At 65.3% G+C, this 23567-nt stretch carries 24 protein-coding genes and 1 tRNA gene; 9 read left to right on the plus strand and 16 right to left on the minus strand.

The annotated features are described in order from the left end of the window. Positions 1-74 precede the first annotated feature (74 nt). The 9 genes from ABNQ38_RS21805 to ABNQ38_RS21845 form a co-directional block, all read right to left on the minus strand. The gene (locus ABNQ38_RS21805; protein WP_377808011.1) at positions 75-491 is read right to left on the minus strand and encodes a hypothetical protein; all 417 of its coding nucleotides are present in this window, start codon (positions 489-491) and stop codon (positions 75-77) included. Between the two features lie 223 nt (positions 492-714). Beyond that, positions 715-921, minus strand: a complete 207-nt coding sequence (locus ABNQ38_RS21810; RefSeq protein WP_377808012.1) for a hypothetical protein — start codon at positions 919-921, stop codon at positions 715-717. A 128-nt stretch (positions 922-1049) separates the two neighbouring features. Next, positions 1050-1190 (minus strand): hypothetical protein, encoded by a 141-nt coding sequence (locus ABNQ38_RS21815; protein ID WP_377808013.1) that lies wholly within the window; start codon positions 1188-1190, stop codon positions 1050-1052. 213 nt (positions 1191-1403) lie between these two features. Then, positions 1404-2075, minus strand: a complete 672-nt coding sequence (locus ABNQ38_RS21820; RefSeq protein ID WP_377808014.1) for a DUF3102 domain-containing protein — start codon at positions 2073-2075, stop codon at positions 1404-1406. Positions 2076-2077: 2 nt separating this feature from the next. Next, complete coding sequence (locus ABNQ38_RS21825; protein WP_377808015.1) at positions 2078-2698, minus strand: AAA family ATPase; 621 nt, start codon at positions 2696-2698, stop codon at positions 2078-2080. A 103-nt stretch (positions 2699-2801) separates the two neighbouring features. Continuing rightward, positions 2802-3053: a hypothetical protein gene (locus tag ABNQ38_RS21830; protein WP_377808016.1), complete on the minus strand. Its 252-nt coding sequence runs from the start codon at positions 3051-3053 to the stop codon at positions 2802-2804. A 112-nt stretch (positions 3054-3165) separates the two neighbouring features. After that, positions 3166-4350, minus strand: coding sequence for a hypothetical protein (locus tag ABNQ38_RS21835; protein WP_377808017.1), 1185 nt, complete (start codon positions 4348-4350; stop codon positions 3166-3168). 439 nt (positions 4351-4789) lie between these two features. Then, positions 4790-5056, minus strand: coding sequence for a hypothetical protein (locus ABNQ38_RS21840; RefSeq protein WP_377808018.1), 267 nt, complete (start codon positions 5054-5056; stop codon positions 4790-4792). A 313-nt stretch (positions 5057-5369) separates the two neighbouring features. Beyond that, positions 5370-5642, minus strand: a complete 273-nt coding sequence (locus ABNQ38_RS21845; RefSeq protein WP_375731234.1) for a carph-isopro domain-containing protein — start codon at positions 5640-5642, stop codon at positions 5370-5372. Between ABNQ38_RS21845 and ABNQ38_RS21850 the strand changes: the two genes are divergently transcribed. The 6 genes from ABNQ38_RS21850 to ABNQ38_RS21875 all read left to right on the plus strand — a co-directional run bounded on the left by ABNQ38_RS21850 (position 5625) and on the right by ABNQ38_RS21875 (position 8629). Beyond that, positions 5625-6107, plus strand: a complete 483-nt coding sequence (locus ABNQ38_RS21850; RefSeq protein WP_377808019.1) for a helix-turn-helix domain-containing protein — start codon at positions 5625-5627, stop codon at positions 6105-6107. The two genes, ABNQ38_RS21845 and ABNQ38_RS21850, sit on opposite strands and share 18 nt — an antisense overlap. 213 nt (positions 6108-6320) lie before the next feature. Then, positions 6321-6770 (plus strand): ribbon-helix-helix domain-containing protein, encoded by a 450-nt coding sequence (locus ABNQ38_RS21855; protein WP_377808020.1) that lies wholly within the window; start codon positions 6321-6323, stop codon positions 6768-6770. A gap of 1 nt (position 6771) precedes the next feature. Beyond that, positions 6772-6954, plus strand: a complete 183-nt coding sequence (locus ABNQ38_RS21860) for a hypothetical protein (RefSeq protein ID WP_377808021.1) — start codon at positions 6772-6774, stop codon at positions 6952-6954. Then, complete coding sequence (locus ABNQ38_RS21865; RefSeq protein ID WP_376958153.1) at positions 6951-7271, plus strand: hypothetical protein; 321 nt, start codon at positions 6951-6953, stop codon at positions 7269-7271. Before ABNQ38_RS21860 ends, ABNQ38_RS21865 begins: the two co-directional genes overlap by 4 nt. Before the next feature lie 30 nt (positions 7272-7301). After that, positions 7302-7592 carry a hypothetical protein gene (locus ABNQ38_RS21870; protein ID WP_377808022.1) on the plus strand — a complete coding sequence of 97 codons (291 nt, stop codon included), beginning with the start codon at positions 7302-7304 and terminating at the stop codon, positions 7590-7592. After that, positions 7574-8629: a tyrosine-type recombinase/integrase gene (locus tag ABNQ38_RS21875; RefSeq protein ID WP_377808023.1), complete on the plus strand. Its 1056-nt coding sequence runs from the start codon at positions 7574-7576 to the stop codon at positions 8627-8629. The genes ABNQ38_RS21870 and ABNQ38_RS21875 overlap by 19 nt, the downstream gene beginning before the upstream one ends. A gap of 126 nt (positions 8630-8755) precedes the next feature. Here the strand turns inward: ABNQ38_RS21875 and ABNQ38_RS21880 are convergent, their stop codons facing one another. The 7 genes from ABNQ38_RS21880 to ABNQ38_RS21910 form a co-directional block, all read right to left on the minus strand. Further along, positions 8756-10438, minus strand: coding sequence for a methyl-accepting chemotaxis protein (locus tag ABNQ38_RS21880; protein WP_377808024.1), 1683 nt, complete (start codon positions 10436-10438; stop codon positions 8756-8758). A gap of 516 nt (positions 10439-10954) precedes the next feature. Continuing rightward, positions 10955-11029: transfer RNA gene (locus tag ABNQ38_RS21885), tRNA-Thr, on the minus strand. Positions 11030-11132: 103 nt separating this feature from the next. After that, entirely contained in the window at positions 11133-13055 is a 1923-nt protein-coding gene (gene recQ, locus ABNQ38_RS21890; protein WP_377808025.1) for a DNA helicase RecQ, read from the minus strand. A gap of 436 nt (positions 13056-13491) precedes the next feature. Then, a complete protein-coding gene (locus ABNQ38_RS21895; protein ID WP_199235252.1) occupies positions 13492-13935 on the minus strand; it encodes a (deoxy)nucleoside triphosphate pyrophosphohydrolase in 444 nt (147 codons plus the stop codon). Next, positions 13932-14531 (minus strand): GNAT family N-acetyltransferase, encoded by a 600-nt coding sequence (locus ABNQ38_RS21900; RefSeq protein ID WP_377808026.1) that lies wholly within the window; start codon positions 14529-14531, stop codon positions 13932-13934. Before ABNQ38_RS21900 ends, ABNQ38_RS21895 begins: the two co-directional genes overlap by 4 nt. A 21-nt stretch (positions 14532-14552) precedes the next feature. Next, a complete protein-coding gene (argJ, locus tag ABNQ38_RS21905; protein WP_377808027.1) occupies positions 14553-15791 on the minus strand; it encodes a bifunctional glutamate N-acetyltransferase/amino-acid acetyltransferase ArgJ in 1239 nt (412 codons plus the stop codon). A 129-nt stretch (positions 15792-15920) separates the two neighbouring features. Next, positions 15921-16883: a peptidylprolyl isomerase gene (locus ABNQ38_RS21910; protein ID WP_377808028.1), complete on the minus strand. Its 963-nt coding sequence runs from the start codon at positions 16881-16883 to the stop codon at positions 15921-15923. A 450-nt stretch (positions 16884-17333) separates the two neighbouring features. On the opposite strand from ABNQ38_RS21910, the gene secA reads away from it, so the two are divergent. The 3 genes from secA (at position 17334) to ABNQ38_RS21925 (ending at position 23567) form a co-directional block, all read left to right on the plus strand. Next, complete coding sequence (gene secA, locus ABNQ38_RS21915) at positions 17334-20069, plus strand: preprotein translocase subunit SecA (protein ID WP_377808029.1); 2736 nt, start codon at positions 17334-17336, stop codon at positions 20067-20069. 115 nt (positions 20070-20184) lie between these two features. Further along, positions 20185-20658, plus strand: coding sequence for a large conductance mechanosensitive channel protein MscL (gene mscL / locus ABNQ38_RS21920; RefSeq protein WP_377808030.1), 474 nt, complete (start codon positions 20185-20187; stop codon positions 20656-20658). Positions 20659-20912: 254 nt separating this feature from the next. Beyond that, positions 20913-23567, plus strand: coding sequence for an EAL domain-containing protein (locus ABNQ38_RS21925; RefSeq protein WP_377808031.1), 2655 nt, complete (start codon positions 20913-20915; stop codon positions 23565-23567).

Consider the following 23567-nt stretch of genomic DNA (forward strand, 5'->3'; position numbering starts at 1 on the left):
GCGGCAATGGTTCAATCATTTGCGGCATCGCAAAGCGATGCCGCAGCGCTATGGCCATATCCTATCCACCACATTCATGACAGAGGAACAACCTCACGATGATTTTTTACACCACTTCCGCAATCAATATTGCGGTCTTTTGATGATTTTGTTCCATAATAAAATCCGGTAGCAGCAGAGACTAACGTTATAATCGGCCCAAGAATGACTCCAAATTCTTTAACTTCATCCACCTTAATTCTTCCAAGGTGAAGCATGAAGAAAATCTCATAAATGATGACGGCCAGAATTCCAATCAAAGAAAATGCTATGTACCTTCGAGCACCATCCTCCCCTGGTCTTGAGTCGTAAGACGCCGGAACAGGAGATGCGATCGGAGATACACTATCTGCTGTAAAATCATACGGGTCACGCGGTTGCCCGCCTGTGCCTGCACCGGTGCCGGTGCCGGTGCCGGTGCCTGCTCCTCCAGGCTTGCTATCATCGTCCATTTCACTTTGCCTCGGCAGATTTTATGAAATATTCCCTGCAGCTTGTGAACAATTCACAAGACAGAGCTATCATTTGGAACAACCCGCAAGATCGAAATTCCTAATGTAGCGATCTCGCGCCTTGAATATCCCGACACTAGGCTGATGAACTCAGGCACAATAATCCTCACCTCAACAGCGAGAGGAAAAGATAATTTAGTTCTATCTGCTATTGCCGAGGAAGCTACTTGCGAAAAACTTCACGAACTCTATTCGAAGAGTCTTCAACAAGGATCTTATTTCCACTCACTTCTTGGGCCACAAAGAACCTTTCAGAGTTAATGGAACGACGCAGAACGTCTGTGAAAGACAGATCTTCCTTTTTTGCAACTGATTGCAAAAACTCTATCTGCTCTTCAGGAAGGTTAACCGTAACCTTTTTCATGACCATGACATTCTCCACTCCATAGGATGATCCTGATCTTAATATATGGCAAAAACCCATATGTCAACCATACTCCTTTTGTTTGCAAAGTACCACCAATGAGCATCGCCGCGAATATGGTTATTCAAAGTCAATCAAAAACGCTGCGGCAGGGTACCAGCAGCGCGTCCAGCTCTTCCCAACGGATTGGCGGCGGCAACAGATCTATAACGTCGAAAAAAGGTCAAAACGACCAGCGAGTAGAATACTCGATCAGCAGCGACCAGATCGGTCAACAACGCCTCCAACTCGGCACTGGGGATGGTCTCCCAGTTCACACGCCGGCAAGAGACATAGGAGACGATACAGGTGGCATCAACGGTTGGACAGATATTGCCTGGACCCTGCATGGCGACTTTCCAAGACTCCCGCGCAAACACCTCCGATAGCAGGACCTTCAGCTGGCGGAGACGGACCGATAATGCTTGGTCCGTGCCCAAGGGCATCGCTCAACCCTCCAATGAAGCGTTATGCAGGTCCACCACATGCCCGACGATATCGCCGGCCGCCGGATCCGGCGCTACCATCACCAGCAGGAAGCGGCGCACACCATCCAGTTCGATGGTGATAGCGCCGGGATCGGCTGGATCCGTGTGCCAGGGAAGGGACAGCGCTGCCGCGAAGCGTGACTCTCGGGGCGTTGGTGGCGATGCCGCCGGCGCCGCGGGCGGAGCGACGGTCACCACCGTCTGGGCCGGCAGCACCGGTACCTTCAGCGCCGCCACCTCGGCCCGCGTCACCTCTGGTCGGATCACCCCCTGTTCCAGCGCCTGCTGGCGCGTCTCGTCCGGCAGCGTCGCGATGGCGTAGAGGGTGCCCATCGCTTCCGGCAGCCGGTCCAGCGGCACCTTGCCCTCATCGACGAAGGCGGCGATCTCGCGCAGCTTGCGGGCGGTCGAGGTGCTGAACGGAAGGTCGTTCGTCACCATCGCCTCGTATTCGCCGTGCGGCAGAGCCTCCTTGGCCTCGTTCAGGCGGCGGCCCACCGCAACGGTGGCCTCCAGCGCGTTGGTCCATTCCCGGCGGATGTCGGCGGCGAACTCGGCGCGGGTGGTCAGGGTGCGCGGCTTGGCCAGCATCGACAGGCGGGCATTTCCCAGGCTGCGGGCGGTCGGTGCCATCGTCAGGCTCCCATCTCGGCGGAAAGGTAGGCCCACAGGTCGCGGAACAGCGGGCCGGTGCGGGTGCCGGCAATCTCGGCCGTGCCCAGGCCGGCCATGAAGCTGCGCGGCACCTCCTGAAGCAATGGGATCTCCACCGGCGCCGGCGTGCCCATGCCGGCGACGATGGCCCGCGCGTCGGCCGTCTCGCGCAGGCGCGGCTGGATCTGGCTCAACAGCAGCCGCATCGGCCGGCGCCGGCTGTGCAGGTAGGGCAGCATGGACTGCATGCTGACCAGATCCTCCGGGCCCGGCCGCACCGGCACCAGCACCAGATCGGCCGCGTCGAACAACAGCGCGGTCGATTCGGGGAAGAACTCCACCGCGGTCGGTGTGTCGATCACCAGCAGGTCGAGGCCCTGCGGCGTCGGCCGCTCGGTCACCTCGCCCAGCACGCGCTGCTCGCCGGCGATCGCCGCCACGTCGGCCGGGCGCAGGCTATGCCAGTGCGTCAGGCTGCCCTGCGGATCGGTGTCCAGTGTCCCCACCCGCAGCCCGACCGTCGCAGCCGCCACCGCCAGATTGCGGACGGTTGCCGTCTTTGGCCCGCCGCCCTTCCCCTGCACCACCAGGATCGTCTTCATGTTCCAGCCCCCAAAGTGTTCACGCGTGAACACTTTCCCGTTTCCCCACGCCGCCGCTCCGCTCTGTCGGCGGAATAGCGACACCCGATTCGTTGCCGCTGTTTCAGCGGTCGGCCTTGCCCTGTTCCCGCCGCTGCTGGGCGTGGAAGAGGCGCATCAGCTCCGCCGTGGTCAGCAGCTTGCCGTCGACCAGATGCAGCGCGCCGTTCCGGTAGACCCGCAGCCCGGCCGCGCGCAGCGCCTCCACGGCGCGGTACACGCCCGGCTCCTCCGGCTGGACCTGCACCGGCCGGTGTCGCGCGGTGCGCGGCGGCACGCCCAGATCCAGGGGCAGCTGCTGGCCGGCCCGGCTCATGACCGCCGGCCCCGCCGCAGCGCGCCGCCGTTTCCGTTGCCCCCTCCGACCGAAGCGCCCATCCCTGCCCCCTCCCCGCCTTGCGCGAGCTGCTGCACCATGCCGCCGTTTCTCAAGCCGCCACGGTGCCGGCGCCGCCACCCTGAAGTTGCTGCTGAAGCGCCTGGATCAGGGTGGGGACAATCGACGGCAGCACGTCGCGCACGGCCTGCTGGGCGGCCAGCTGGACCGCCTGCGCCAGATCCGGCGGCAACCCACCGGCCGGCGCGTCACTGCCCTGGTCCGCCCGGTCGAGCGCCCAGCCCAGCCACTTCCCCAGTTCTTCCGGCGTCGGCCGGTAGCCGTCGCGCAGCCGCTCTTTCTGCGCATCCTCCAGCCACTCGACCGCCAAGGCCGCGCGCTGGGCGTCGCCCAGAATCTCGGCCGCCCTCTGCACGATTCTCGGCCGCCAGCCACGATTCCGCTCCGCCCCCGGATAGCCGTGGGGTTCATCCGCCGCAGAACGTCCGCCGGAAATCGGAAGGGGGAGGTGACGCTGGCGGCGGTCAGGATTCTGGCCTGTCGCAGTTTTCACCGCCCGCGCCCCTCTATTTCTATTATTTAGATCTATTTCGGGCGGCAGAGCTGCGCCGCAGTTTCCGGCTGAATTGCCGCAGTTTGTGGACGCCAGCGCCGCAGTTTCTCCGTTGCCGTCCGAAAACGCGCCGCAGTTTTGCCCGGATATAGCGGCATCCGCGCCGCTGTTCTGCGCGCTGCCGCCCAGCATGCCGCTGTTTGCACCCGATACTGCGGCGGCCATGCCGCTGTTTCGGCTGTCCTCCCCCGCCCCCTGCCACCCGTCCGCCGCTGTTTCGCCGCTGAACCGGGCGGCAACTGCGGCATAGGTGCCGCCGTTTGCTACGGCGAACAGATCGTCGGGCAGGCCATAGGCGTCGGCGATGCCGCAGTTTTCCAGTTGGACGGCGGTCGCCCCCAGCCACTGTTTGCTGAAGCGGTAGCGGGTGGAGCGGGCACGCCCGCCGCCCTTTCGGTCCACCTCGATGATGCCGGCACCCAGTAGCCAGGACAGGCCACGCTGAACGGTGCGGCGGTCGCACCGCATGGCCCGCGCCAGCTTGTCGGCGCCGATCCACGCCACCAGCTCGCCGCAGCGGGTGAAGATCGACTCGTCGCTGCGCCTGACCAGCAGCAGCGCCAGCACCCGGCGCTTGTCGGTCAGGCCGGGCGCCAAGCCCAGCGCGTCTTGGAACAGCTCGCGCAGCAGATAGAAGGGGGAACGCTTGTCCGCCTGGATCATGCCGCCCCCGCTGTGTGAGGGAATGCAGGCTGCCGCAATATTCGACCACAGCGGGGGGAGCATAACAGCGGCACCGGCACGGCACGTTCGAAGTGGATCGATGCGGCGGTGACGCTCATGTTCCCGGACCCATACTTCCGTGCGCCATTCCGGCCTATCTGGCTGACTTCCATGAACGGCATGACGCACCTAGTTTTCGTTGGTCGAAGACGGCAATGGGCTCGCGCGGCAGCCGCCACGCAGAGCGCAACCTGTTTGACATCGGCAGCAGCAGACTCCGGGGCGGTCGCAGCCACGACCGCTCCGTCTGCCGGCGGGCCTCGCACGGCAGCGCGCCGCCGGCCGGCGCAAAGGGGCGACACCGCCACTGCGGCATGGCTCCCGGTGATGTGGATGGATCTCGGATCTTTTCGCAGGCGGAACGGTCGCCCGCGGGCGGTCATTCGCGCTCTCGCGTGACAGCGGCGTTGGTGGCCGTCCGGACCGATGCCAGGGGCTGTAAGCGGGCCGTCCCACGGCGCAGGAGCGCTGCCAGTTCGACCGCTTCGCCGTCGTTCAGCTCGGCCAGCGACTGCGCGTTGCAGAGCGTCCGCACCACCTTGTCGACGGTCGCCCACTTCACCGCTGCCGCAGCCTCGAAGGCTGGCCACGCATCGAGGACGGCGCACTGGGCAGGCGTCAGATGGGATCGATCAAGCCCGGCCATCACGCCTCCCCAGGAACAGAGCTGCGGCCGGCGCCGGCTGGAACTGGCGCCGGCCGCGATCGCATCCCGGCCACGGACAAGGGAAGACCGGGAGCGAACCGAAGGCCCATGCGGAGCGGGACCACACAGGTTGAAAGGAGGACGAACTCGGGAGGCCCCCGATTGACCAAAGCAATCGGCCAGCACCTAACTTCTCAGGCGTCACCGCCGGTCGCAGCCCATGAGCTTGGCTGTTGCGCAGAGCGCGGAATACGAGCGATGCTTCCCCGATAAACAACTGGTGATCTTCGCACATGAGCATACGTCTCCCCGGCTATCCGCTGATCGACAGCGCAGGAAGAGCGCGTGAACGCCGCACTCGCGGTCCTTTGGATGGTTGAGCGGTTTCCAGCGCCTCTCGAGTGATGCCTTGAAGGCCAAGACGAGAAGCTGCACGCGCGACAATCCCCCAGTAACGCGGTGGAATTCCGTTCCTCCGCCACTTGTAGACGGCTTCACGATCAACAGGGCTGCCTTCGGCCTCCAAGGCCGCTGCCATGTTCGTGCCGCCACCGAAAGCGGATATGACATGATCGTGCGTGAGCATGCACCAACAGTCCGAAAATATTTCGGACAAGTCAACGGGAATTCTTCGGACAAGGTTCCCGGCGATGTCGGGGATGATTCCATCTCACTGATGGAATCGGAATCTATGCCTCCCAAATCAGAAAAGGCCTACGCGGTCGCGGCCGGACGCAGATTGCGAGCCACCCGCGAAGCGTTGGGGTATGTAACTGGTCGGGAATTTGCCCAGCTTACAAATGTCTCGGAAGACGTGCTGTCTTCTTGGGAAAGAGGAAAAGCTCTCGTCAGGCCTTGGTATATCTCCACGCTAAAAGAGCGTTGGGGAATAACACAAGATTGGATTTATGACGGCGAGATTAAAGGATTAGAGTTTTCGCTAGGCACCAGATTGAAGGATCTCGACTTACAATCTTCCCCCTCTGGCGAAAGAAGTGACTTATCGGAAAGCGATCCCGAGCCAAGCAATAGATTAGCAGTCCAGAGATAGTAAAGATTTTCCAATGCATGATTACGACTCAATGATACTTATACATTAGCACACCAATCTGAAAACTTGAAGAATGACCTTGGAAGGTAGCGGGTTGAGCCACGACCTCACCCTGTGCGTGTCCGAAAATTTTTCGGTTTTTCCGCCCATCAGCCGTTGACCTGTCCGAAAATAATTCGGACAATGTGCGTCGAATCACGCACGAGGTAAAGGATGATGGACGTCTCCATTAAGGTCCCACTTCAGCGTCGTGCCGGTGCGCAGAACGTATCCATGGACCGATCCTTTGCGCCGTCGCACTCCGAAAAGCTGGAGAGCACGCTGCGGCACATGGTTCCGGCGCTGCCCAAGAAGGGCGCGACGCCGTTGGTCACTTACAACGTGGTGGTCAACAACCGTTGGACGGTACATCGGACATCTATGCGGCTCGACGTGACGTCATGGCTGTTGCTGGATCACATCGCGGAGGCGGAAGGGTACGCGAACCGCGATGTCCTGATCAGCGCCGTGCATGAGCGGTTCCACACCGACGATCTGCCGCTCACCTCTCTGGTCCGTCTTTTCCTCCAGACCTACACAGCGCCGAATGCCGTGCTGTCCTTCCTGGGCCAGGAACGCCGCACCAATGGCTGCGGGTTCCCGACCAATCGGGCGAGTAACTGACATGACCGGTGCAGGGCAAGAGACCGCGGCCGGGGTCCGCCTCGTCCAGTGGCATCTGGAGGAAGCCGGCCGGGCCGAGTTGGAGGCCGGGGAAACCGCCCTCTCCTTCCGACGCAAGCGCCTGCTATCCGCCGCGCTCTATCACCGCGACTGCGCCGAACTGGCGCGGGAGGAACTGCTGTGATCTCCACCCTCGAAGCAACGGATTGGCAGGTGTGCCACGCTGCGCGGTTCGACACCCCGGCCGACGTCCGCCGGATCCAGTTCCGGCAGGGCGAGCGGCTGGTCATCCTCGCCGTCGGCGAGGTCCCGGTCGTCTGCGACATCCTCGCCCCCGGCGTCTACAGCGTGGACATCCCCACCCACTACCCGCGTGCCGTCTTCCCCGTGCTGGTTGTCGCCGTGCCCTCCCCCATCGCCTACCTGCTGGCGCATGGCGGGCCGACGCGGGCGCTGCCGGCCGTCCCGCTGGCCGACCCGCACACGGGAGGCCGAACGTGACCGTCGCCCTTTGCCGGATGGAGGTGAGCCTTGGCCGCCCGAGTCTCTCACCTCGAAGGCTTGCCGTACTGGCCACGCATGCTCAGCCGCGCCCAGGCGGCAAGCTATGTCGGTGTTTCGCCCAGCCAGTTCGCCAAGGAAGTCGAGGAAGGCCGCTGGCCGGAGCCTGAACGCCGCGGCGGCGCAGGCCGGCGCACCGCCCGCCTGCTGTGGGACCGGCTGCTGCTGGACAGACGGCAGGACGAGCGCAGCGGGCTTGTGCAACACTCATCCACGACAGGCACGGCGGCGGGCGCTGACGAATGGGCAAGGTGGAGTTGACGGTCCTGCGCATGAAGCGGGTGGCTGGGCGCTGGTATTGGCGCACCACCCCGGCGGTCAAGTCGTTGGGCTTCAGCGACGAAGCTCTGGGCGATGACACGGACAAGGCGATTGCCCGCGCTCGCGAGCTGAACGCAGAGGTCGAGGCCGAGCGGGTCCGCCGCTCCGGCCTCCAGCCCGCGATCCTCCCGAACAGCGTGGCCGACCTCATCGCGAAGTATCAAGCCTCCCCGCAGTACGCCAAGCTCGCGCCGAAGACCAAGCACGAATACCGGCTCCTGCTGAACCGGATCGAAAAGGTGGCCGGCAACAAGCTGGTGCCCAGCATCACCAGGGCGTGGCTGGTGACGGGCTATGAGGCGGTGCAAAAGAAGTCCGGCCTCGCCACCGCCAATGCGGTGATGCGGGTCTGGCGGATCGTGCTGGGCCATGCCTGCGACCGCGGCATGATCGACGTGTCGCCGGCGGACGGTATGCGGCTGATCGGCACGCAGGCCCGCACGCAGGTGTGGACGCCGGAACAGGTCGAGGCCTTCTGCGCCGCTGCCATCGAGGCCGGCCGGGAGTCACTGGCGCTCGCGGTTCGGCTGGCGCTGGACATCGGCCAGCGGCAGGGGGACATCCTGGCGCTGAAATGGTCGGACTATGACGGCACGGCGTTCAGCCTGATGCAGAGCAAGACCAAGCATGCCCTGCGCGTGCCGGTAACGCCGTCCATGCAGGCGTTGCTGGGGAAGGTGAAGCGCGACGCCGTGCAGGTGATCGTCAGCGAGGCGACAGGCCGGCCGTACCAGAAATTCCACTTCGGCCACGAGTTCGCCCGGATCCGTGCGCTCGCCCAGCTGCCGGCGGAGCTTCAATTCCGCGACCTGCGCCGCACCGCCGCCACCGAGCTGGGCGCGGCCGGCGCCACCGATGACGAGATCCGCGCCGTCACTGGCCACCGGTCCCGTGGAGTGGTCGCCGTTTATGTTCGGCCCGATGATCGCATGGCGGCAGCGGCACAGGAAAAGCGCCAGAAGAAGAGCAAAGCGTAAAACAGAAACACTTTTTAAAGCAGTGCATCCGGCTCTTGAAAGATTGAAGGGCCCGACCCATCGGCCGGATGACCGTCGTGGTTTGAACGGCCATCCGGGACAATGGCGGCGTCGATGTTGGTTTTCTTATGCCGCCTTAATCGCGCTGAGGAAGGTCTCGACTTCCTGCCTAAGGGTTTCCGACTGTCTGGCCAATTCCCCCGCTGCGCCCAGCACCTGTGTGGAGGCCGCTCCAGTTTCCCGGGCAGTCTCAGTGACCTGGGTGATGCTGCCGGATACCTCCTGCGTGCCCGACGCGGCTTGCTGGACGCTGCGGGAAATCTCGGCCGTGGCGGCGCCCTGCTCTTCAATCGCGGCGGCTATGCCAGTAGAGATGTCGTTGACTTGGTTGATCGTCCCGCTGATCCCGTCGATCGCCTGCACGGCTCCCTGGGTGGCTTCCTGGATCGCCGTGATCTGTATGGCGATCTCCTCGGTTGCCTTACCGGTCTGGGTGGCCAAGCTCTTGACCTCACTGGCAACCACGGCGAAACCCTTGCCGGCTTCGCCGGCACGCGCCGCCTCGATGGTGGCGTTCAGCGCCAGCAGGTTGGTTTGGCTGGCGATGTCGGTGATCAGCTTCACCACGTCGCCGATCCGCTGCGCCGCTTCCGCCAGCCCGCGCACCGTGCCGGTCGTACGGGCCGCTTCGTCCACCGCCTGCCCGGCGATGTGGGTGGACCGTGTCACCTGATCGCCGATCTCGCGGATCGACGCTGCCATCTCCTCGGCCGCGGTGGCGACCGTCTGCACATTGGCGCTCGTCTGCTCGGCAGCCGCCGCTACTACGCTGGCTTGGCTATTGGTTTGTCGGGCCATCGCCGCCATGCTCTGTGCCGTGGCATCCAGTTCCGAAGCGGCCGACGACACGGTGCGGAGCGCCGCCGCGGCACTGTCCTCGAAGCCGCGGATCAGGCGGTCGATGGTTTCAGCCCGCCGCAGCTTGGTGGCCTGCTCGGCAGCCTGCTCGCGCGACAGCCGCTCGGCCTGGATCAGGCCATCCTTGAAGATCTGCAGCGCATTGGCCATGCCGCCGATTTCGTCGCCGCGCTCCTGGCCGGTGACGGTCTGGTCGAGCTTGCCCCCGGCCAGACTGCGCATCGCCTCGGTCAACTGCCGGATCGGTTCGGACACGGTGCGGCGGGTCAGGACGATGCCCAAACCGAAACAACCGGCGAGGCCGGCCACCGCGATGATCAGCGTCCACAGCCGGGCGGTATGGAAGGTTTGCGTCGCTTCTTCCGAACTGCGCTCCATTGTCGTGTTTGTCTGGTCGATGAGTGAGCGGAGCTTGTCCAGCAGCGCCTGGAACTTCGGATTGAAGCGTTCCTCCATGAAGAGCTTGGCGCGAGCGTCGTCGTTGGTTAGTGCTATCCGCTCCGCCTCGTGGCCGAGGGCCAGTAGCGCCTCGAAATCCTCCATCTCACGCCGCATTTCGTCGGCCAAGACCGGTTGCGCCTTGGCTGCCAGGTTGATCCGCTCCTTCAAAGTGGCGGCCTGCTTGTCGACGGCATCCGTAAGGCGGCGCATCTTAGAAACGTCTTCCTCGACGATCATCATATAGACGAGCCGGCCGATCTCGTTGAGCAAGGATGTTGTACGGGCGATTTGGATCGCTACGGTGGAATCCTGCTCAAGCAGGCTGGTGTAGCGCCGGTCAAGCCGGTCCAGCTGGAGGAGGCCGTTGGCAGTCAGACCGACCGCGAGGGCCGCCATGACCAGCAAGGTCGCCAGCACCTTGTAGACCATCTTGAGATTTTGGAATGCCATCGTCCACCTCCTCTGACTGGGACACGCCGGCCCCAGGGAATTTGTTGATTGGAGGAGAGGGTAGACCTTAAGAATAACAACGAAATATGAAAATTACGTAATCATGATGAGAATTTGAAACACCTTTTAAAAAACGCAATTAAATTTGCGGCCTAGTATTGTTTGTGACTCTGAAGGCGCCTTCAGAATTCAATGAAATTGCGTGCTCGCTTAGACATGCTACTAATGTTATGCCATTATCAAACATATGGTTACCGTCATTTTATTGATTTTCATAAAAGCAGTCTCCGTCGACTTGGCCTCCATCACGGATTAAACGTACAAATACTACGGGATTGTCGTCAATGTCGGTGCATAACAAGCGAAAGGCGCAACCATGAGCCGAAAAGCTCGGAACGCCGTCGGAACGGCGAAAACGAGCAAGTGGGAAAACGCAGATTTTGCAGGTGGGAAAATGCGGCATCCGCCGGAAATGAAAAGGCCCCGAAAGCTGTTTGCTTTCAGGGCCTTAGAAACTGGTGCCGCAACAGGGATTTGAACCCCGGACCTACTGATTACGAATCAGTTGCTCTACCCCTGAGCTACTGCGGCGTCGTTGTGGCGCGGAACATAGCGAGGTGCTTCGTGGGATGCAAGCGGTGAATTTCGGAAAAATCGGCCACCCGTCCTCAAACCTGCCATGCGCCCGAAAGCCTTAGCCGTGCTGCCGGATCACCTCCAGGAAGGCGTCGGCGTAGCGTTCCAGCTTGCGCCCGCCGACCCCCGGCAGATGGGCGAAGGTGGCGTGATCGCGGGGGCGCTGGGCCACCATCTCCAGCAACGTGCTGTCGTGGAAGATCACATAGGGCGGCACGCTTTGCGCCTTGGCCAGAGCCGTCCGGCAGTCCTTCAGCGCATGCCACAGCGCGTCGTCCGCTGCCGACAGCGCACCGCGGGCGCCGGAGCGCGACACGCCCTCCCCGCTCCCGCCGATCGACCCGCCCCGCGCGGTGTGGCGGCGGAGCGCGTCGTGGACGCCGCGGCGGCGTTCCAGCACCGGGTCCTTGCGCAGCTTCACCACCCGCTGCCCTTTGATGACGGCCACCCCGGCATCGGTCAGGCGGAAACCGCCATAGCCTTCCAGATCGACGGTCAGCAGCCCGGTCGCGACAAGCTGGCGGTAGACCGACTGCCATTCGACCTTGGTCAGGTCCTTGCCGACGGCGAAGGTCTTCAACTGGTCATGGTTCTGCTGCACCACCTTCTCGGTGGCGTTACCGACCAGAACGTCGATCAGGTGGCCGGCGCCATAGCGCTGCCCGGTGCGGTAGACCGCCGACAGCGCCTTCTGCGCGGCGATGGTACCGTCCCAGGTCTCGACCGGGTCCAGGCAGGTGTCGCAGTTGCCGCAGGGCTCCGGCAGCGTCTCGTTGAAATAGTTCAGCAGCACCTGACGGCGGCAGTCCGACGTCTCGCAGAAGCCGAGCAGGGCCTCCAGCTTGCCGCGCTCCACCCGGCGGTGGCTGTCGCCCGCCTCCGACTGCTCCAGCATCTGGCGCAGCATCACCACGTCGGCCATGCCGTAGGCCATCCAGGCATTGGCGGGCAGTCCGTCGCGGCCGGCGCGGCCGGTCTCCTGATAATAGGCTTCCAGGCTCTTGGGCGGGTCGAGGTGGCAGACGAAGCGGACGTTCGGCTTGTCGATGCCCATGCCGAAGGCGACGGTGGCGACCATCACCAGACCCTCGCTCTTGATGAAGCGGTCCTGGTTGGCCTCGCGCATCTCGGCGGGCAGCCCGGCATGGTAGGGCAGAGCCTCGCGGCCCTGTTGATTCAGCCAAGCGGCGACCTCCTCCACCTTGTTGCGCGACATGCAATAAACGATGCCGGCGTCTTCCGGATGGTTGTCGCGCAGGAAGGCCAGCATCTGCTGGCGCTCGCTCTTCTTCGGCACCACGCGGTAGGTGATGTTGGGCCGGTCGAAGCTGGACAGGAAGACGCGGGCGTCGGTCAGCCCCAGCTTGTCCTTGATCTCGGCGCGGGTCTGCACGTCGGCGGTGGCGGTCAGCGCGATGCGCGGCACCATCGGGTGGCGTTCGTGCAGGATCGACAGCTGCAGATATTCGGGCCGGAAGTCGTGCCCCCACTGCGACACGCAATGCGCCTCGTCCAGCGCGAACAGCGCCAGCCGGGTGCGGTCGAGCAGGTCGAGGAAGCGCGGCGTCACCAGCCGTTCCGGCGCGACGTAGACGAGATCGATCTCGCCCTGCACCATCGCCCGCTCCACCTCCCGCGCCTCGGCCGGGCCGAGGGAGGAGTTGAGGAAGGCGGCGCGCACGCCCAGTTCCCGCAATGCGGTCACCTGATCCCGCATCAGGGCGATCAGCGGCGACACCACCACCGTCACCCCGTCGCGCACCAGCGCCGGGATCTGATAGCACAGCGACTTGCCGCCGCCGGTCGGCATCAGCACCAGCGCGTCGCCGCCGCGCACCACATGGTCGATGATGTCGGCCTGCTGGCCGCGGAAGGAGTCGTAACCGAACACCGTCCGCAGCGCTTCGAGCGCCGTGGCCGGCGGTTGACCGGGCGCATCGTCCGACGCACCCAGATTGCCGTAGGAAAACAACGAATCCACGCCGATGCGGTTCAGGAAAGTGGTGCCGGAGATCCGGCTTGTCGTCTCAACGCCCCATCATGTCGCACAGATCGCCCCCAGGGCAAAGCTGCAAAGGGACGCGGCCGGGAACAAAGGTCGGACCTTCACCGGCGCACAGTCACCGATACCACACATTGGTGTGAAAAAATGGAGTTTACTCATCGTCCACGTGCAAACTGAAAACGGCGGATGAATTGGCCATCCGCCGTTTCAGAAGGAGGAAGGTGGCATGAAGAAGATGCCCTTCTTCCTGGTGCTCCAGTGGTGCCCCAAAAACCTAAAGGAGCGGCGGATTGAGATCCGCCTGATCCGGCGCTAAGCACTGGGAGCGTGCCGGCGGGTGCGGGAACACCCGCCAGCCACCTCCAAAAAAATACAGCCGCGCAGCCCGATTTTCAACGCGCGGTATCGCGCCTTACAGCAGATCCCGCAGCATCGCCACCAGCGGCACGTCGGCCGGCGGCATCGGGTAGTCGCCCATCCGGTTCGGGTAGACCCAGGCGAGCTTCTGCCCTTCCCGCGGCATCACGTCGCCCTCCCACACCCGGCAGACATAGAGCGGCATCAGCAGATGGAAACGCTCGTAGCTGTGCGACGCGAAGGTGAAGGGGGCGAGGCAGCTGGCCGCCGTGTCGATGCCCAGCTCCTCCTTCAGTTCGCGCACCAGCGCCGCTTCCGGCGTCTCCCCGGCATCGACCTTGCCGCCGGGGAATTCCCACAGGCCGGCCAGCGACTTGCCGGGCGGGCGCTGGGCCAGCAGCACGCGCCCGTCGGCATCGACGAGCGCCACCGCGACGACCAGCAGAACCGGCAGCGAGCCGGGTGCGGGGGTGGAGCTGGGATCGAAACAGGCGGTCATGCGGAACCCTCTCGGCGGGCCGGCCACTTGGCGGCGGTGATTTCGAAACAGGGCGCCGACATGCTTCGCCCACGGGCGGGAAAATCTTGCCGGCGTTCGCCCCGCTGCCGCAAACCGGCTTTGCGGAGCAAGGCCTGGGACGGCAGGTTGTCGGGGTCGGTGGCGGCCCAGACCCGCGACAGGCCGAGCGGACCGAAACCGACATTCAGCATCGCGGTCACCATCTCCAGCCCATAGCCGGCGCGATGGTGCGGCGTGCCGACCCAATAACCGATCTCGGCACTGTCGGGCCGGTCAAGGCCCGGCTGCAATCGATCCGGTTGCAACCCGACGCTGCCGACAGGCACGCCGTCGGAGACCCGCACCGCCAGAAAGGCGAGAGCGGCGCGGTCGGCATGGTTCCGCGCCGCCAGTTCCACCCAGTCATGACCATCGGCAACCGTATAGGGATGCGGGACCCGGGCGAGCCAGCGCGCAACCTCCCAGTCGCCGATCAGCGGCACGAAGTCCGGCACGTCCTCATGCCGGAAGGCGCGGAGCAGCAGCCGCGGCGTCGCAACGCTGTCGGGCCAGGGCTCCGCTCCGCCGCCTGTCAAACCGTCAGCTCCGCCAAGCCATCAGCTCCGATAGCTGCCGTTGATGTCGATGTAGCCGTGGGTCAGGTCGCAGGTCCACACCTTCGCCGTCCCCTTGCCCAGGCCGAGATCGATGTCGATGTCGACCTCCTTGCCCTTCATGTGGGCGGTGACCGGGGTCTCGTCGTAACCCGGGACCTCCATCCCCTCGGCGCAGATCAGGGTGCCGCCTACGGTGATCCTGATCAGGTCGCGGTCGGCGCGCTCGCCGGCGCGGCCGATGGCGGCGACGATGCGGCCCCAGTTGGCGTCCTCGCCGGCGATGGCGGTCTTGACCAGCGGCGAGTTCGCCACCGTCATGCCGATCCGCTTGGCGGCGGCATCGCTGTCGGCGCCGCGCACGGTGATGGCGATGAACTTGGTCGCCCCTTCGCCGTCACGCACCACCTGCAAGGCCAGATCGAGCAGCAGATCCTCCAGCGCGGCGCGGAATTCCGCCAGTTCGGCGGCATCGGCGCTCGCCACCGGGGCGTTGCCCGCCTTGCCCGTCGCGAACAGCAGCAGCGTGTCGCTGGTCGAGGTGTCGCCATCGACGGTCACGGCGTTGAAGGTGCGCTCGGTGAACTCCGACAGCATGTCCTGCAGCGCGGTGGCGGCGATGGCGGCGTCGGTGAAGACGAAGCCCAGCATCGTCGCCATGTCCGGCGCGATCATGCCCGAGCCCTTGGCGAAGCCGGCGATGGTCACCGTCGTGCCACCGATGGTCGCGGTGCGCGCCGAGCCCTTCGGGAAGGTGTCGGTGGTCATGATGGCGCGAGCGGCCTTCTCCCACGCGGCCGAATCGGCGGCAAGGCTCGGGGCCATCGGCGCCAGGCACTTGCCGATGGCGTCGGCGGCCAGCGGGATGCCGATCACGCCGGTGGACGCGATATAGACCTCGTCCGGGGCGCAGCCGGCCAGCTCGGCGGCAGCGGTGACGGTCGCCTGCACGGTGGCGTCGCCAGCCTTGCCGGTGAAGGCGTTGGCGTTGCCGGCATTCACCACCACGGCGCGGGCCGACCCCTTGGGCAGGCTGTCGCGGCACCAGATCACCGGGGCCGAGCAGGTCAGCGACCGGGTCAGCACGCCTGCCACGCTGGTGCCGGGATCCAGCACGGCCAGCAGCAGATCGTCGCGGCCCTTGTATCGGATGCCGCTGTTCGCCGTGGCGATGCGCACGCCCGCGATGGGCGGCAGCGTCGGGAAGCTTGCGGGAGCCAAGGGGGAGAGGGTCGTGGCCATGAAGGAAATTCCCGTGGTGGGGAGTGGTGGTGGCGTGGTGGAGCGATGAAAATGCGGAGCCTCAGGCCCCCATCGCCCTCATCTCCGCAGGTGCGGGGAAAGGGGCGACGGGAGCCTGAGCGCCGGAGCTTACTTCTTCGCCGGTTCCGCCGGAGCGGCCGGGGCCGGGGTGGCCGGAGCGGCCGCCGGCTCTTCCTTCGGCATCGGCGAGCCGTCGAGCTGGAAGGTCTCGATCTTCGCCTTGCCGCGCAGTTCCTCGACCAGGGCGGTGACCATGTCCTTCGACAGGGTCTGCTCTAGCTGCGGCTTCACTTCGTCGAGCGTCGGCTGCGGCTGGGTGCGCTTGTCCTCGACCTTGATGATGTGATAGCCGAACTGGGTCTTGACCGGCTCCTTGCTGATCTCGCCCGGCTTCATGGCGAAGGCGGCGTTGGCGAAGGGCTCGACCATCGCGTCCTTGGTGAAGTAGCCGAGGTCACCGCCCTGGGCCGCCGCGGCGGCGTCCTTGGACTTCTCCTTGGCCAGTTTGGCGAAATCGCCGCCCTTCTTCAGCTGGGCGATGATGGCCTTGGCCTCGTCTTCCTTCTCGACCAGGATATGGGCGGCCTTGACCTCCTCCTGCGCCGGGTTCTCCTTCAGGTATTCCTGATAGGCCTTGTTCAGCGCCTCCGGCGTCACGCGAGCCTTGATTTCCTTCTGGATGTAGGCGCGCTGCACCGCGCGCTCCTCGGCGCGCTTGATCTCATCCTTCACCTCGGCCGAATCGGCCAGACCGGCCTTGTAGCCGGCCGACGAGACCAGCTTGCCGCTGACCAGCTGGTCGATCACCGCCGGATAGATCATCTCGATCGGCATCTGCTGCACCTGCGGCGGCAGCTGCGAGACCATGCGGGTGACGTCCGACTTGTGCAGCTCTTCGCCGTTGACGCGGGCGACCACCGGATCGGCCGGGGCAGCCGGAGCGGCGGCGGCAGCCGGGGCCGGAGCGGCCGGCGCCGGGGTGGCGGGAGCCGGCGTCTGGGCGTGGGCGGCCAGCGCGATGCCGCAGGCGGCGACCGACAGGAGCGCGGTGCGGAACACTCGTTGAACCATGGCGTGTCTGTTTCCTTCCGGAGGATGCTTCACAAATGGGCGGCCGATGGGCCGGCGCCCGTTTCGCATGGTCTGCGGCATCGGAGCCATCCGCCGCTCCGCGCCCGATTCCGCAGGGGATTAAGCATGGCTAAGCCGCGCGGGGCAAGGGTCCCCATTGTCCCGCGGCGCGGCCACCGCCCATTAGCTGTGCTCCGCCGCAGGGGATACCAGCCCCCACCGCCGCCAGCCAACCGCCGCGGCGCATTCTGGACGCGAATTCATCATACGGTCATGCCGGTCCCGCTCCGGTCCCGCTCGGCTTCCTCCGCTGCCGCCCCGCCTTGCCGTCTGCGCAAATGCCGCAACGGAGCCCCCGCCGGCCCGGTCTCGTTGACAGCGCCTTGCCATAGTCCTATGTGAGACCCGTCGATAGGCTGGCCCACATTCCGCTTTACTCCCGAGGTTTTCATGTTCGGCGCTCTCGCCCGCAAGATTTTCGGCACCGCCAACACGCGCGCGGTCAAGGCGCTGCACAAGACCGTGGCTCAGATCAACGCGCTGGAGCCGTCGGTCGCCGCGCTGTCGGACGACCAGCTGAAGGGTCGCACCGGCTGGCTGCGCGAGCGGCTGGCCAAGGGCGAGACGCTGGACGACATCCTGCCCGACGCCTTCGCCACCGTGCGCGAGGCGGCCAAGCGGGTGCTGGGCCAGCGCCATTTCGACGTGCAGCTGATGGGCGGCATGGTGCTGCACAGCGGCAAGATCGCCGAGATGCGCACCGGCGAAGGCAAGACGCTGGTCGCCACGCTGGCCGTCTACCTGAACGCGCTGGAAGGCAAGGGCGTCCACGTCGTCACCGTGAACGACTATCTCGCCTCGCGCGACAGCGGCTGGATGGCGCGGGTTTACGGCTTCCTCGGCCTGTCGACCGGCTGCATCGTCCACGGGCTGGACGACGACGAGCGCCGCGCCGCCTACGCCGCCGACATCACCTACGGCACGAACAACGAGTTCGGCTTCGACTATCTGCGCGACAACATGAAGTTCCGGCTGGAGGAGCTGGTCCAGCGGCCCTTCAACTTCGCCATCGTCGACGAGGTCGACTCGATCCTGATCGACGAGGCGCGCACGCCGCTGATCATCTCCGGCCCCTCGACCGATTCGTCCGAGATGTATGTCCAGGTCGACCGGCTGATCCCGATGCTGGTGGCCGAGGATTACGAAAAGGACGAGAAGCACCGCACCGTCAGCTTCACCGAAGCCGGCCAGGAGCATATGGAGCAGCTGCTGGCCGAGGCCGGGCTGCTGAAGACCGGCGGGCTCTACGACATCCAGAACGTGGCGCTGGTCCACCATTCGCAGCAGGCGCTGCGCGCCCACATGCTGTTCCAGCGCGACAAGGACTACATCGTCAAGGACGACAAGGTCGTCATCATCGACGAGTTCACAGGCCGCATGATGGACGGCCGCCGCTTCTCCGAAGGCCTGCACCAGGCACTGGAAGCCAAGGAAAAGGTGACGATCCAGCGCGAGAACCAGACGCTGGCCTCCATCACCTTCCAGAACTATTTCCGCATCTACCCGAAGCTGGCCGGCATGACCGGCACCGCGCTGACCGAGGCGGCGGAATTCGGCGAGATCTACGGGCTGGAAGTGGTCGACATGCCGACCAACGTGCCGGTCAAGCGCATCGACCATGACGACGAGGTCTACCGCACCGCGACCGAGAAATACCACGCGATGACCGACCTGATCGAGGACGCGCGCAAGCGCGGCCAGCCGGTCCTGGTCGGCACCACCTCGATCGAGAAGTCGGAACTGCTGTCGGACCTGCTGAACAAGCGCGGCATCCCGCACAACGTCCTGAACGCCCGCCACCACGAGCAGGAAGCCTACATCGTCGCGCAGGCCGGCCGCGCCGGCGCGGTGACGGTCGCCACCAACATGGCCGGCCGCGGCACCGACATCCAGCTCGGCGGCAATCTCCAGATGCGGATCGAGGTCGAGCTGGCCGACATTCCAGAAGGCCCGGAGCGCGACGCCCGCATCGCACAGATCGAAGCCGAGATCGCCGAGGCACGCGAGAAAGTCAAGCAGGCCGGCGGCCTCTACGTCATCGGCACCGAGCGGCACGAGAGCCGCCGCATCGACAACCAGCTGCGCGGCCGCTCCGGCCGCCAGGGCGACCCCGGCACCTCCAAGTTCTTCCTGTCGCTGGAAGACGACCTGATGCGCATCTTCGGGTCGGAGCGGATGGACAGCATGCTCCAGCGTCTCGGCCTGAAGGAAGGCGAGGCGATCATCCATCCCTGGATCAACAAGGCTCTGGAAAAGGCGCAGCAGAAGGTCGAGGCGCACCACTTCGAGGTCCGCAAGAACCTGCTGAAGTTCGACAACGTCATGAACGACCAGCGCAAGGTCGTCTACGAGCAGCGCCACGAGGTGATGGAGAGCGAGGACATCGCGGAGGAAATCCGCGAGATGCGCCACCAGATCATCGCCAACATGGTGTCGACCGCGATTCCGGCGAACAGCTACTCCGAGCAGTGGGACATCGACGGCCTGCACGAGGCGGTCAACCGCGTGCTGGGCATGGACCTGCCGGTGCAGGAGTGGGCCAAGGAAGAGGGCATCGCCGAGCCGGAGATCGAGGAGCGCGTGCGCGAGGCCGCCGACCGCAAATATGCGGACAAGGAGGAGGCCTATGGCGCCGAGACGATGCGGCATGTCGAGAAGAGCATCCTGCTCCAGATCCTGGACCAGGAATGGAAGGACCACCTGCTCCAGCTCGACCATCTGCGCCAGGGCATCAACCTGCGCGCCTATGCCCAGAAGGACCCGCTGAACGAGTACAAGCGCGAGGCCTTCGAGCTGTTCGACAGCATGCTGATGGCGCTACGCGAGCAGGTCACCACCATCCTGATGCATGTCGAAATCCGCATGGCGCCGTCGCAGGAGGAACTGTTCGCCCGCCAGATGCAGGAGATGCACGAGGGCCGCATGGATCCGGCGCTGGCGATGGCGGGCGACGCTGAAGCCCTGCCGGACGGCATGGTCCGTGCCTCCTCGCTCGCCTCCTCGCTTGTGGGCACGCCGGAAGACCAGCCGCTGCCGGCCGAGGTGATGGAGAACACCCCGCGCAACGCCGCCTGCCCCTGCGGGTCGGGCAAGAAGTTCAAGCACTGCCACGGCCGCATGGCCTGAGGGCCGAAGTCATCCCCCTTCATCCCCCGATCCTGTCCGGGGGATGAGGGGACCTTATGAAACCATCCCTGCTCCGTCCCGTTTCCCTTCCGTGACCACGGAGAAACGGGACGCTATGTTCGAAGAGTTCAAGAAATTCATCAGCCGCGGCAATGTCGTGGAGCTGGCGGTCGGCATCATCATCGGTGCCGCCTTTACGGGAATCGTGAATTCCCTGGTCAAGGACATCCTGATGCCGCCCATCGGCTGGGTCATGGGCGGCATCGACTTCTCCAACTATTTCTTCAGCCTGTCCGGCGGCCGGTTCGATTCGCTCCAGGCCGCCGAACAGGCGGGTGCAGCCACCGTCAACTACGGCCGCTTCATCAACGCCTGCATCAATTTCCTGATCGTGTCGGGCGCGCTGTTCCTGATCGTCCGGCAGGTCAACCGGCTGCACATCCTGCACAAGGAAACCCTGAAGACCCCGCCGCGGCAGGAACAGCTGCTGGAGGAAATCCGCGACGCCCTGCGCGCCCAGATGAACGACCGGGCCGGCAATCAGTCCAATCCCCGGCCCGCCGCTCCGCCCGGCGACCGCGCTCCCTGATCCCTTGCCGGGCGCACTGGCTGCCATCGGCACGGGAGCTTGTCACAGGCGTGGAAGAACCCCTCGTTGCCGCAGCGCGTCGAACGGGTTACCTTCTTCGATAAGCTGGCGATGGCGGCGAGGAGATGGCCTCGCACGCCTGCGCTGTCCATGACCTCGACAAGGGCCATGTCCATGTCCGCCACGCGCTGCCCATCGACCGTTCCGCCCGGGGCGCCTCCATGAGGCCCGAGGGGAGGCCCAAGGCGATCCCCATGGCACGTCCCATGGCGATCCGCAGCGCGCGGACCGCGGTCTCGCGGCTGCTGGCGATCCTGCTGCTGTCGCTTCTGGCCGGCGACCCGGCGGCGGCGATCAACAGCCCGGCGCCGACCGCTCTTCCGGAGGCTGGTCCACGCCCGGCCGAGATCCGGGTGACGCTGGACAACAATTACCCGCCCTACAGCTTCCACACACCGGACGGCGCCCATGTCGGCATCGTGAAGGACATGTGGAAGCTGTGGTCGCAGAAGACCGGCATCCCGGTGCGGATGATGCCGCTCGACTGGGGGCTGGCCCGGCAGGCGATGGACAAGGGCGACGCCGACGTCATCGAGACCATCTTCCGCAACAGCGCCCGCGAGGCGATCTACGACTTCTCCAAACCCTATGCCCGCGTCGACGTGCCGATCTGGTTCAGCGCCGACCTCAGCGGCATCACCGGGGTGGATTCGCTGCGCGCCTTCACGGTCGGGGTGAAGGACGGCGATTTCTGCATCGAATGGCTGACCGACCAGGGCATCACTGCCTTCCAGCGCTATCCCGGTTTCGAGGCGATGGTCGATGCCGCCTCGCGCCAGGAAAGCCGGGTCTTCTGCATGGACGACCCCTCCGCCCGCTATTACATGACCAAGCGCGGGGTGCAGGGGCGCTTCCGCTACACAGAACCGCTCTACACCGGCGAACTGCACTGGGCGGTGCGCAAGGGCGACGCCGCCCTGTTCCGCCTGATCGCCGACGGTTTCGCCCGCATCACCCCGGACGAGCGCAAGGCGGTGGATGAGCGCTGGCTCGGCCGCCCCCTCACCGGCTTGGTCAGCCCGCAGACGATGGACCTGCTGGTCAGGTTGCTGGCAGGGCTGGCTATCCTGGGCGCCGGCGCGCTGGTCTGGGTCCTGCTGCTGCGCCGGCAGGTCGAAAGCAAGACCGAGAGCCTGCGCACCGCGGTTACCGCCCTGACCGCCAGTGAGGAGCGCGTCCGCACCATCTTCGACAGCGTCACCGACGCCATCTTCATCCACGATCTGGACAGCGGCGCCATCCTGGAGGTCAACCGCCGGATGAGGGAGATGTACCGGGTGGAGGACGTCCCGCTGTCCGACCTCACCGTCGAGACGCTCAGCTCCGGCGTGCCGCCCTACACGCGGGGCGACGCTGCCGCCCGGATCCACAAGGCCGCGGACGGCGAGCCGCAGCTTTTCGAATGGCATGCCCGCCGGCTGGACGGGTCGACCTTCTGGGTGGAGGTCAGCATGCGGCGCGCCGTCATCGACGGCAACGACCGCCGGCTTCTGGTCCTCGTTCGCGACATCACCGAACGCAAGGCGGCGCAGGAGCGGATGGAGTATCTGTCGCGCCACGACGCGCTGACCCTGCTGCCCAACCGCATCCTGGTGCAGGACCGCACCGAGCAGGCGCTGGCCCGGTCGGAGCGCAACGGCCGGCTGGTGGCGCTGGTCGCCTGCGGACTGGACCGCTTCAAGACCGTGAACGACAGCCTGGGCCACGCCGTCGGCGACGCGCTGCTGCGCGCGGTGGCGGACCGGCTGAAGGCGGCGGTGCGCGAGACCGACACGGTCAGCCGCGGCGGCGGCGACGAGTTCATCCTGCTGCTGTCCGGCAAGCCCGACATCGACACGGTGGTGGAAACCGTCGCCTCCCTGCACGAGGCGATGGCCGACCCCTTCCAGGTCGGCGGGCAGGAACTGACCCTCACCCTGTCGTCGGGCGTGGCCATGGCCCCGGCCGACGGGAAGGATTTCGCCACCCTGCTGAAGAACGCCGACACCGCGCTCCACCACGCCAAGGCGGCCGGCCGCGACACCCACCGTTTCTATGCCGAGGCGATGAACGCCGAGGCGGTGGCCCACCTGTCCACCCGCAGCGGCCTGCGCCGCGCGCTGGAGCGGGGGGAGTTCCTGATCCATTACCAGCCGCAGGTCAGCCTGGAGACCGGCGCCGTGACCGGTGCCGAGGCGCTGGTGCGCTGGAACCACCCGGAGAAGGGCATGGTTCCGCCCGGCGATTTCATCCCGATCGCCGAGGACAGCGGCCTGATCGTGCCGATCGGCGCCTGGGTCCTGACCGAGGCCTGCCGGCAGGCGGCGCAATGGCACGCCCAGGGGCTGCCGCTGTCGGTGGCGGTCAACCTGTCGGCCTTGCAGCTTCAGCGCAGCGACCTCGTCCCCACGGTGACGCGGGCGCTGGCCGACAGCGGGCTCGACCCGCTGCTGCTGGAGCTGGAGCTGACCGAATCGATGCTGATCCAGAACACCGACCTGGTGATGGACAATCTGCGCCGGATCAAGGCGATGGGGGTGCAGGTGTCGATCGACGATTTCGGCACCGGCTATTCCAACCTGTCCTACATCGGCCGTCTGGCGGTGGACAAGCTGAAGATCGACCGCGGTTTCGTCGCCGACCTCACCCGCAACCACGACAGCGCCAAGATCACCGCCGCCGTCATCCAGATGGCCCACAGCCTGAACCTGACCGCCGTGGCGGAGGGCGTGGAGGATGCCGAGACGCTGGAGGCCCTGCGCGGCCTGCACTGCGACGTCGCCCAGGGCTATTTCCTCGGCCGCCCCGGCCCCGCCGAGGCGGTGGAGCGCGCCGCCCGGCAGGTGAACCCGTTCAGGGTTGGGGTGTAG

The organism is Azospirillum sp. A29, assembly GCF_042604625.1.
Taxonomy (GTDB): domain Bacteria; phylum Pseudomonadota; class Alphaproteobacteria; order Azospirillales; family Azospirillaceae; genus Azospirillum; species Azospirillum palustre.

Coding starts and splice junctions, on each gene's coding strand:
- ABNQ38_RS21805 (WP_377808011.1), bottom strand. CDS start 491: ATGGACGATGATAGCAAGCCTGGAGGAGCAGGCACCGGCACCGGCACC.
- ABNQ38_RS21810 (WP_377808012.1), bottom strand. CDS start 921: ATGGTCATGAAAAAGGTTACGGTTAACCTTCCTGAAGAGCAGATAGAG.
- ABNQ38_RS21820 (WP_377808014.1), bottom strand. CDS start 2,075: ATGGCACCGACCGCCCGCAGCCTGGGAAATGCCCGCCTGTCGATGCTG.
- ABNQ38_RS21825 (WP_377808015.1), bottom strand. CDS start 2,698: ATGAAGACGATCCTGGTGGTGCAGGGGAAGGGCGGCGGGCCAAAGACG.
- ABNQ38_RS21830 (WP_377808016.1), bottom strand. CDS start 3,053: ATGAGCCGGGCCGGCCAGCAGCTGCCCCTGGATCTGGGCGTGCCGCCG.
- ABNQ38_RS21835 (WP_377808017.1), bottom strand. CDS start 4,350: ATGATCCAGGCGGACAAGCGTTCCCCCTTCTATCTGCTGCGCGAGCTG.
- ABNQ38_RS21840 (WP_377808018.1), bottom strand. CDS start 5,056: ATGGCCGGGCTTGATCGATCCCATCTGACGCCTGCCCAGTGCGCCGTC.
- ABNQ38_RS21850 (WP_377808019.1), top strand. CDS start 5,625: ATGATCGTGCGTGAGCATGCACCAACAGTCCGAAAATATTTCGGACAA.
- ABNQ38_RS21845 (WP_375731234.1), bottom strand. CDS start 5,642: ATGCTCACGCACGATCATGTCATATCCGCTTTCGGTGGCGGCACGAAC.
- ABNQ38_RS21855 (WP_377808020.1), top strand. CDS start 6,321: ATGATGGACGTCTCCATTAAGGTCCCACTTCAGCGTCGTGCCGGTGCG.
- ABNQ38_RS21860 (WP_377808021.1), top strand. CDS start 6,772: ATGACCGGTGCAGGGCAAGAGACCGCGGCCGGGGTCCGCCTCGTCCAG.
- ABNQ38_RS21875 (WP_377808023.1), top strand. CDS start 7,574: ATGGGCAAGGTGGAGTTGACGGTCCTGCGCATGAAGCGGGTGGCTGGG.
- ABNQ38_RS21880 (WP_377808024.1), bottom strand. CDS start 10,438: ATGGCATTCCAAAATCTCAAGATGGTCTACAAGGTGCTGGCGACCTTG.
- ABNQ38_RS21895 (WP_199235252.1), bottom strand. CDS start 13,935: ATGACCGCCTGTTTCGATCCCAGCTCCACCCCCGCACCCGGCTCGCTG.
- argJ (WP_377808027.1), bottom strand. CDS start 15,791: ATGGCCACGACCCTCTCCCCCTTGGCTCCCGCAAGCTTCCCGACGCTG.
- ABNQ38_RS21910 (WP_377808028.1), bottom strand. CDS start 16,883: ATGGTTCAACGAGTGTTCCGCACCGCGCTCCTGTCGGTCGCCGCCTGC.
- secA (WP_377808029.1), top strand. CDS start 17,334: ATGTTCGGCGCTCTCGCCCGCAAGATTTTCGGCACCGCCAACACGCGC.
- mscL (WP_377808030.1), top strand. CDS start 20,185: ATGTTCGAAGAGTTCAAGAAATTCATCAGCCGCGGCAATGTCGTGGAG.
- ABNQ38_RS21925 (WP_377808031.1), top strand. CDS start 20,913: ATGGCACGTCCCATGGCGATCCGCAGCGCGCGGACCGCGGTCTCGCGG.